Below are 9,041 nucleotides of genomic sequence, written 5' to 3'. Positions count from 1 at the left end.
ACGACACCGGCGACCGTGGCGACTATCTGCGTGCCATTGTCAGACTGGCGTGCGAACGTGAAGACCTGGGCCCGGACTTCCGGACCTGGCTTCGCGGTTACGCAGCCGAGGAGCTGACCGACGGCGACAGCTGACGGCTCCGACGGCCGACACCGGCACAGAACGCGAGAGGGCGGGCCGGAGGGAAACCTCCGGCCCGCCCTCTGGCATGGCCGAAACCTGCTCGAGTCCTACTCGAACGGGTCGAACTCGTCGTACTCCCGCAGCGCCTCGTCCCGCTCCGCCTGCTTCTCCCGGCGGCGCTGCGCCGCGGGCCGCTCGCCGTCGAAGCGGTGGTCCTCGCCGCGGCGGCCCAGCATCTCCGCGCCGGCCATGACCGAGGGCTCCCAGTCGAAGACGACCGCGTTCTCCTCGGGACCGATCGCGACACCGTCGCCGGACCGCGCGCCCGCCTTCATCAGCCGCTCTTCGACGCCGAGGCGGTTGAGCCGGTCGGCGAGGTAGCCGACGGCCTCGTCGTTGTTGAAGTCGGTCTGGCGGACCCAGCGCTCGGGCTTCTCGCCGCGCACCCGGAACAGCGGCTCGCCGCCGAACTCCTCACGGGTGACGGTGAAACCGGCGTCGTCCACGGCCTTGGGCCGGATGACGATCCGGGTCGCCTCCTCCTTCGGCTTCGCCGCGCGCGCCTTGGCGACCAGCTCACCGAGCGCGAACGACAGCTCGCGCAGCCCGATGTGGGCGACGGCCGACACCTCGAAGACGCGGTAGCCGCGGGCCTCCAGGTCGGGCCGGACCATTTCGGCGAGGTCCTTGCCGTCGGGCACGTCGACCTTGTTCAGGACGACGATCCGGGGCCGGTTGTCGAGGCCGCCGTACTCCCGCAGCTCGGCCTCGATGATGTCGAGGTCGGAGACGGGGTCGCGGTCGGACTCCAGGGTCGCGGTGTCCAGCACGTGCACCAGCACGCTGCACCGCTCCACGTGCCGCAGGAACTCCAGGCCCAGGCCCTTGCCCTGACTGGCGCCCGGGATCAGACCGGGCACGTCGGCGATGGTGTAGACGGTCGAGCCGGCGGTGACGACACCGAGGTTCGGCACGAGCGTCGTGAAGGGGTAGTCGGCGATCTTCGGCCTGGCCGCGCTGAGCACGGAGATCAGCGAGGACTTGCCGGCGCTCGGGTAGCCGACGAGGGCCACGTCCGCGACCGTCTTCAGCTCCAGCACGATGTCGTGCAGGTCCCCGGGCTCGCCGAGGAGGGCGAAGCCGGGCGCCTTGCGGCGGGCGGAGGCCAGCGCCGCGTTGCCGAGGCCGCCCCGGCCGCCCTGTGCGGCGATGTACGAGGTGCCGTGGCCGACCAGGTCGGCGAGCACGTTGCCGGCCTTGTCCAGCACCACCGTGCCGTCCGGCACCGGCAGGACGAGGTCCTGGCCGTCCTTGCCGGAGCGGTTGCCGCCCTCGCCGGGCTTGCCGTTGGTGGCCTTGCGGTGCGGGGAGTGGTGGTAGTCGAGAAGTGTCGTCACCGACTGGTCGACGGTGAGGATGACGTCACCGCCACGGCCGCCGTTGCCGCCGTCCGGGCCGCCGAGCGGCTTGAACTTCTCGCGGTGTACGGAGGCACAGCCGTGACCTCCGTTACCCGCGGCGACATGCAGCTCGACGCGGTCCACGAAGGTGGTCATGGTTCAGTGCCTCCAGAAAACGATCGGTATGTCTAGCGTCAACACGCGAAAGGCGGACCCGCCTTCCCGACCGGGAAGTGAGGTCCGCCTCGCGAAAGCGTTCGGTGCTGCTGAATCAGGTGATTCAGGCGACCGGAACGATGTTCACGACCTTGCGGCCGCGGTGGGTACCGAACTCCACCGCACCGGCCTGCAGGGCGAACAGCGTGTCGTCGCCGCCACGGCCGACACCGGCGCCGGGGTGGAAGTGGGTGCCGCGCTGGCGGACCAGGATCTCACCCGCGTTCACGACCTGACCGCCGAAGCGCTTCACGCCGAGCCGCTGGGCATTGGAGTCGCGACCGTTCCGGGTGGACGATGCGCCCTTCTTGTGTGCCATGTCTCCTCAGTCCCTTACTTCGCAGCCGTGGGGATCGACGTGACCTTGATCGCCGTGTACTGCTGGCGGTGGCCCTGCCGACGGCGGTAGCCGGTCTTGTTCTTGTAGCGCAGAATGTCGATCTTCTGGCCCTTGTGGTGGTCCACGACCTCGGCCTGGACCTTGATGCCGGCCAGCACCCACGGGTCGCTGGTCACAGCGTCGCCGTCGACAACGAGCAGGGTCGAGAGCTCGACCGTGTCGCCAACCTTGGCGGTGGAAATCTTGTCAACCTCAACGATGTCGCCGACAGCAACCTTGTGCTGGCGACCACCGCTGCGCACGATGGCGTACACGCGGATCTCTCTTTCGCTCGTTCAGAACCGGCACCCCCGCAGGCCAGCCGCCCAGGAACACCACGGACGACCTCTCCCGGCCCGCATTGCGTCCAGGAGGAAGAGGTTTACGGGGATGTGGCGCGTTCAGTGGACACGCCGACGGTCAAGGTTACGGGGCCATGACCTGGGGGGTCAAACCGGGCCCCGGTGGGTGTGGGGCCGGTCACGCGGACCGGCCCCACAGCCCGGGCGTCAGCCCTCGTCGGCCACGTCCGCGGCGGCGGAGACCGTGGTGGTCTTCTTCGCCGTGGACTTCGCGGCGGCCGTCTTGGCCGCCTTCTTGGCCGTGGTCTTCTTGGCGACCGTCTTCTTGGCCACGGTCTTCTTCGCCGTGGTCTTCTTGGCGGCGGCCTTCTTCGCCGTGGCCTTCTTGGCGGTCTTGCGGGCCGCCTTCTTGGCCGGAGCGGTCGCCTCGGCCACCTCCTCGGCCGTCACCTCGCCGGCCGGGGCTCCGGCGGCCTCCTCCGTCGCGGCCGACGGGACGACCACGACGGCCGCCTCCTCGGACGCGGTCGGCGCCGTGGCCTTGCGCACGGCACGGCGGCGCGGACGGGCCGGGGCGGCGCTCTCGGCGGGCTCGGGCGTCTCCTCGACGGCGACCGGGGCCGCGGTCTCGGCCTCGGGCCGGGCCGCCGGCGCCTCGACCGCGGGCGCGGTCTCGGGCACCGTCACCACGGCGGCCGTCTCGACACCCGCCGGGGAACCGGCCGGCGCCGACACCTTCCGGGTCGCACGACGGCGCGTACGGCCCTTGGGCGCGGCCTCCTCGGCGGCCTCGGCCTGCGGCGCCGGAACCACCTGGTCCTCGACGGCCGCGGGCGCGGCCAGGGCCTCGGCGGCCGGCTCCGGACGCACCGGGCGCGCTGCCGCCTCCTCGGCGGTGACGTCCTGCGCGGTCGGCGCCACGGCGACCTCGGTCCTCGGCGCCTCCGCGCGGCGCGCTTCGGCCTTCGGCGCGCCCGCCGGAGCCGAGGCCCGGCGGCTGGCCCGGCGGCGGGTACGGCCACGGGTGGCCGCCGCCTCCGCCTCGGCGACGCTGCTGTACAGCTCCTCGTCCGGCGCGAAGTCGGGGGCCGGCAGCGCGACCGGCTCGGCGACCTCGGCGGCCACCGCGGCGGCGGTTTCCACCTCGGGCTCGACGGCCTCGCCGGTCTCGACGGCCACGGCGGCCGTCTCGTGCACGTGCTCCTGGGCGTCGGCACCACGGCCGCGCTTCTTGCGCTTGCCGCCACCGCCGCCGGCGGACACCGGCTGCTCCATGTGCACGATGACACCGCGGCCGTTGCAGTGCACGCAGGTCTCGGAGAAGGACTCCAGCAGACCCTGGCCGACCCGCTTGCGGGTCATCTGCACCAGGCCCAGCGAGGTCACCTCGGCCACCTGGTGCTTCGTACGGTCGCGGCCCAGGCACTCCAGCAGGCGGCGCAGCACCAGGTCGCGGTTGGACTCCAGGACCATGTCGATGAAGTCGATCACGACGATGCCACCGAGGTCGCGCAGCCGGAGCTGGCGCACGATCTCCTCGGCCGCCTCCAGGTTGTTCCTGGTGACCGTCTCCTCCAGGTTGCCGCCCTGGCCGGTGAACTTGCCGGTGTTGACGTCGATGACGATCATCGCCTCGGTCTTGTCGATCACCAGCGAACCGCCGCTGGGGAGCCAGACCTTGCGGTCGAGAGCCTTGGCGAGCTGCTCGTCGATCCGGTAGGTGGCGAAGACGTCGACCTCGGAGGTCCACTTCGACAGCCGGCCGGCGAGGTCCGGCGCGACGTGCGAGACGTACCCGTGGATGGTCTCCCACGCGTCGTCACCGCTGACGATGACCTTGGAGAAGTCCTCGTTGAAGATGTCGCGCACGACCCGGACGGTCATGTCCGGCTCGCCGTACAGCAGCGTCGGGGCGTTGCCGTTCTTCGACTTCTTCTGGATGTCCTCCCACTGCGACTGCAGCCGCTCGACGTCCCGGCGCAGCTCCTCCTCGCTCGCGCCCTCGGCGGCGGTGCGCACGATGACGCCCGCGTCCTCGGGGACGATCTTCTTGAGGATGGTCTTCAGCCGGGCCCGCTCGGTGTCGGGCAGCTTGCGGCTGATGCCGGTCATCGAGCCCTCGGGGACGTACACAAGGTAACGGCCCGGCAGGGAGACCTGGCTGGTCAGACGCGCACCCTTGTGCCCGATCGGGTCCTTGGTGACCTGGACGAGCACCGACTGGCCCGACTTGAGGGCGGACTCGATGCGGCGGGGGCCGTTGGCCATGCCCAGCGCCTCGAAGTTGACCTCACCGGCGTAGAGGACGGCGTTGCGGCCCTTGCCGATGTCGATGAAGGCGGCCTCCATCGACGGCAGCACGTTCTGGACCTTGCCCAGGTAGACGTTGCCGACGTACGAGGTCGACTGCTCCTTGTTGACGTAGTGCTCGACGAGCACGCCGTCCTCCAGGACGCCGATCTGCGTACGGTCGCCGTGCTGGCGGACGACCATCACGCGCTCGACGGCCTCACGGCGGGCCAGGAACTCGGCCTCGGTGATGATCGGAACGCGGCGACGGCCCTGCTCACGGCCCTCACGACGGCGCTGCTTCTTGGCCTCCAGACGGGTCGAGCCCTTGATGGACTGCACCTCGTCGGACGGCTCGGCCGGCTTGCGCGGCTCGCGGACCTTGACGACCGTGCGCTCCGGGTCGCCCTCGCCGGGCTCGGTCTCGGCGGTGGTGTCACCGGCGCGGCGGCGACGACGGCGACGACGACGGCTGCTGGAGGAGGAGGCACCGGCCTCGTCTCCGGCCTCCTCGGCGTCCTCTTCCTCCTGCTCGGCGGTGTCCTCGGCGTCCTGCGCGGCCTGCTCGGCGGCCAGTTCCTCGGCCTCCGCGTCCGCACCCTCGCCGGCCTCACCGCGACGGCGGCGCCGGCCGCCACGACGGCGACGGCGGCGCGAGCCGGACTCCTCGAAGCCCTCGGCGCCCTCCGCCTCCTCGGTCTCCTCCGCCTCCTCGTCCTCGGCGGACTCCTCCGGCTCCTCCTCGGCGGCGGCCTCGACGACCCGGGTCTCCTCGGCGGCGGCACCCCGGCGGCGACGACGGCGCGGACCGGTCTCGGCGCGCTCCTCCGCGTACTCCTCGGGCTCCTCCGCCTCGGCGGCCTCGGCAGCGGCCTCGGCGGCGGCGCGCTCCGGGGTCTGGAACTTCGGCTCGGTGAACACCGGCGGCTGGAAGACGGCGACGGCCGGGCGGGCGGGCCGGCGCCGGGCCTCGGCCTCCGGCTCCTCGCTCTCGGCGGCCGGCGCGGCCTGTGTGGGCTCGGAGAACCCGAACACGGGGCGCACGGCCCGACGCCGGGTACGACGCGGGGCGGCCTCCTCGGCGGGGGCCTGCGGCGCCTGGACGGCGGGGGCGGGCTCGGCGGCGGGCTGCTCGGCCTCGGCAGGGGTCTCGGCGGCAGCGGGCTCGGCGGCGGCCGGGACCTCGGCGGCAGCGGCCTCGTCGGCCTTCGGCGCACCGGTGGGCGCGGACGCACGGCGGGTGGCCCGGCGGCGGGTACGACGCGGAGCGGCCTCCTCACCGGCACCGCTCACCTCGGTGGCAGCGGCAGCCTCGGGCGCAGGAGCCTCGGCAGCGGCGAGCGGTGCGGCCTCGGCGGCGGCAGGAGCCTCGGCGGCAGCGGACTCGTCGGCCTCCGGCCCACCGGTGGGCGCGGACGCGCGGCGGGTCGCGCGACGGCGCGGACGGGCGGCGGGCGCGGCCTCCTCCGTGGGCGCGGGCTGCTCCTCGGCCTGCTCGGTCTCGACGGCGGACGCGGCCGGAACGACAGCCTCGGCGGCCTCGGCGGACGCCGGCGCACCGGCAGGCGCGGAGGCACGACGCGTGGCACGGCGGCGCGGACGAGCGGCCGGCGTGGCCTCTTCCGCGGCGGCGGAGGCAGGGACGGTGGCCTCTGCGGCCACCGGGGCCTCTGCGGCCTCCTCGCTCACACCGGTCTCAGCAGCACCGACCGGCGCGGAGACGCTGCGCGTGGCGCGGCGGCGGGCCCGGCGCGGGGCGGCCTCCTCCCCGGAGAGGACCTCGCCACCCTCGGCGACGGCGGCGGGCTTCTCGGTCTCGGCGGCGGACGCGGCCGGGACGACGGTCTCGACGGCCTCGGCAGGCGCCGGCGACCCGGTGGGCGCGGACGCACGACGTGTGGCACGGCGGCGCGGACGGCCTGCGGGCGCGGTCTCCCCGGCAGCAGGTGCCGGGGCGGCCTCGACCGCTTCGGCCTCGATCGCCTCCACGGCCTCCTCGGCACCTTCAGCCCCCAGCGCCTCAGCGGCGTCAAGGACCTCGGCGACCTCGTCGGACTCCGCGGCCGGTATGGCCGGCACGGTCACCTCGGCGGGGGCCTCGGCCGCGGCGGCGGGCGGGCCCGCCGGGCGGGAGGCGGCACGGCGACGCCTGCGCGGCGGCAGGGTGTCGCTGGGAGTGTTCAGTTCGGAACCCTCGCGGGGTTCGGTCGGCTCGAGCATGCGGGCGTTTCTCCCGTCAGGCTCCCGGGCGCCGCGCCTGGTCCGGCACCGGTCTCGATCGACCGTCCGCCGTTGACGTCCACGGCCCGCGTGATCCGCGATGGCCGCCGTCCGGGGCGCGGGCGCCGCACGGGAGCACTCTGTGTCCTGTCTCGCCGGTTCCGTACGCCTTGTCGGTACGGCCTGGCGAAAGTCTTCTGGTCGGTGCGCTGCCCGACCCAGGTGGCTCCCGAGTACGAGGGCGGCGCTTACGACGTCCGTCCCTACGCGGGACCTTCCGGCGTCGGCGCCGTCGCGGCGGCGGCCGGTGCGGCCGTCAGGGCCCCGGCTGCCTCGCGGTCGGGCGCGAGCGGGTCGGTCACCGTGCCGGTCTCTTCATCGAGCAGCCCCTGCGCCAGCCTGGTCACCGCTGCGGGGACCGGCGGCGCCAGGTCGGCCACGGCGCGGAGACCGGACAGGACGTCGTCGGGTCGTACGGCAGGCGTCACGTGCCGAACAACCAGCCGCAGTATCGCACAGGGCTGGTCGGTAGGCCTATCAGCCGGTGAACCGTGCGTTTCCAGGCTCACCACGGCCGGGCGGGCGTCGAAGGTGCGGACGCCGCTCTTGGTCATCCGCTGGACCTCGACGGTCTCCGTCCGGTGGAACGCGTCGACCGCGCGCCCGGCGTCGGCCGGGTCGACGCCGTCCAGCCGCAGCTCCCAGACGGAGGCCGTCAGCCGGTCGGCGAGGCCCGGGGTCCGCGCCTCGACCGCCTCGACGACGTCGAGCCCGGGGGGCAGCGACTCGTCGAGGAGGACGCGCAGGGTCTCCGGGTCGCGCGGTGCGGTGAGCGCGATCTCCAGGTACTCCGCCTCGCTGCCCGTGCCGGTGGGTGCGGCATTGGCGTACGACACCTTCGGATGCGGCGTGAACCCGGCCGAGTACGCCATGGGCACCTCGGCGCGGCGCAGCGCACGCTCGAAGGCGCGCTGGAAGTCTCGGTGGCTGGTGAACCTCAGGCGGCCGCGCTTGGTGTAGCGCAGTCGGATGCGCTGCACCGCGGGTGCGGGCGGCGGGCCTTCGGGCTGTCGCTTGCCCAGTGTCCTAGTCCTTCGTGAGTGCGGTCGTACTGCTACCAAGAGTACGTGCCGCGCGCCCCTGAGGTTCCCGCCGGTCCACAGCGGCCGCCTGCCGTGGTTCCCCGAACAGCATCCGCCGGAGGTCGGCGCGGGCCTGCCGTACCGTGTCGCGGGCGCCGGTCAGGGCCTCGCGGACGGCTCGGCCCAGCACGCGTGCGCCCTCGGCGGCGGGCCGCAGGACGGCGTCCCGGACGAGGTGACCGGCCGGGGTCAGGACGGTCCGGTACACCCAGCGCACGGGCTCCACGAAGATCCACCGGAAGAGGGCCCCGAGTGCCCGGCCGAGGGCCCGGGAGATCCGTCCGGCGATCCGCCAGGCGTGCCCGAGGGCGTCGCCGACCTCACGCGCGACGACGGCGAGGAACCGGCCGACGGGGGCGAGAACCCGGCGCCGCAGCGCGAGGGCCGGCAGGACGAGGAGGACGCGGAGAGTCCAGTACAGGGCGACCCCGATGCCGGTGCCGATCAGGCCGAGCAGCCGGCCCAGCCCTCGTACACACCGGGCGACAGCACGCCCGACGGGCGTGAGCACCCGGTCGTACAGCCATCGCGCGGGTACGACGAGCAGATGCCTGGCCAGCCGGGCGACGGCCGTGTACACGCCGGTGCCGACGGCGGCGAGGACCGCGCCGACGCCCCTCAGCAGCCAGGTGATCGCGTGCCCGATCGGGCTGAGCACGCGCGCGTACACCCACGCGAGGGCGTGCCCGAGGGGCGTGAGCACGTACCGGTGGCACCACAGGGCCGGTACGACGACGAGAACCGTGCCGAGCCAGGCGAGCGCCCTGCCGACGGGGACCAGGACATAGCTCCGCAGGCCCACGAACGGCCACACGAACAGGGCCTTTCCGACCCACAGCAGCGCCCGGCCGAGCGGCCTGAGCACGGTGTCCCGCAGAAACCTTCCGGCGACGACGAGGGCGTCCCACGCCATGCGCACCGGCACCACCAGCACCAGGACGACGATCCGCAGGGGCACCCGGATCGCGAC

6 protein-coding genes and 1 pseudogene are annotated in these 9,041 nt (G+C 73.7%); 1 reads left to right on the top strand and 6 read right to left on the bottom strand.

All coding sequences use genetic code 11. The features are described from left to right. A pseudogene (locus tag ACWDEN_RS29415) lies at positions 1-134 on the top strand (UTP--glucose-1-phosphate uridylyltransferase); the annotation flags it as partial. Between the two features lie 96 nt (positions 135-230). On the opposite strand, the gene obgE reads toward ACWDEN_RS29415, so the two are convergent. From obgE to ACWDEN_RS29385, 6 genes are all read right to left on the bottom strand, one after another. After that, positions 231-1,679 (bottom strand): GTPase ObgE, encoded by a 1,449-nt coding sequence (gene obgE, locus ACWDEN_RS29410; RefSeq protein WP_351623315.1) that lies wholly within the window; start codon positions 1,677-1,679, stop codon positions 231-233. Between the two features lie 124 nt (positions 1,680-1,803). Next, on the bottom strand, positions 1,804-2,058 hold the full coding sequence (gene rpmA / locus ACWDEN_RS29405) for a 50S ribosomal protein L27 (protein ID WP_023550764.1): 255 nt from the start codon (positions 2,056-2,058) through the stop codon (positions 1,804-1,806). Between the two features lie 14 nt (positions 2,059-2,072). Further along, on the bottom strand, positions 2,073-2,393 hold the full coding sequence (rplU, locus tag ACWDEN_RS29400; RefSeq protein ID WP_009188585.1) for a 50S ribosomal protein L21: 321 nt from the start codon (positions 2,391-2,393) through the stop codon (positions 2,073-2,075). A 234-nt stretch (positions 2,394-2,627) separates the two neighbouring features. Further along, positions 2,628-6,929: an Rne/Rng family ribonuclease gene (locus ACWDEN_RS29395; RefSeq protein ID WP_450860729.1), complete on the bottom strand. Its 4,302-nt coding sequence runs from the start codon at positions 6,927-6,929 to the stop codon at positions 2,628-2,630. A gap of 263 nt (positions 6,930-7,192) precedes the next feature. Beyond that, positions 7,193-7,969, bottom strand: a complete 777-nt coding sequence (locus ACWDEN_RS29390; protein WP_351615195.1) for a TIGR03936 family radical SAM-associated protein — start codon at positions 7,967-7,969, stop codon at positions 7,193-7,195. 46 nt (positions 7,970-8,015) lie between these two features. Then, entirely contained in the window at positions 8,016-9,029 is a 1,014-nt protein-coding gene (locus tag ACWDEN_RS29385) for a hypothetical protein (protein ID WP_450860727.1), read from the bottom strand. Positions 9,030-9,041: the final 12 nt, after the last annotated feature.

It is taken from the genome of Streptomyces sp. NPDC001153 (assembly GCF_053598315.1).
Note: the sequence above shows the minus strand (reverse complement) of the source record. Positions and strands in the feature narration are given on the sequence as shown.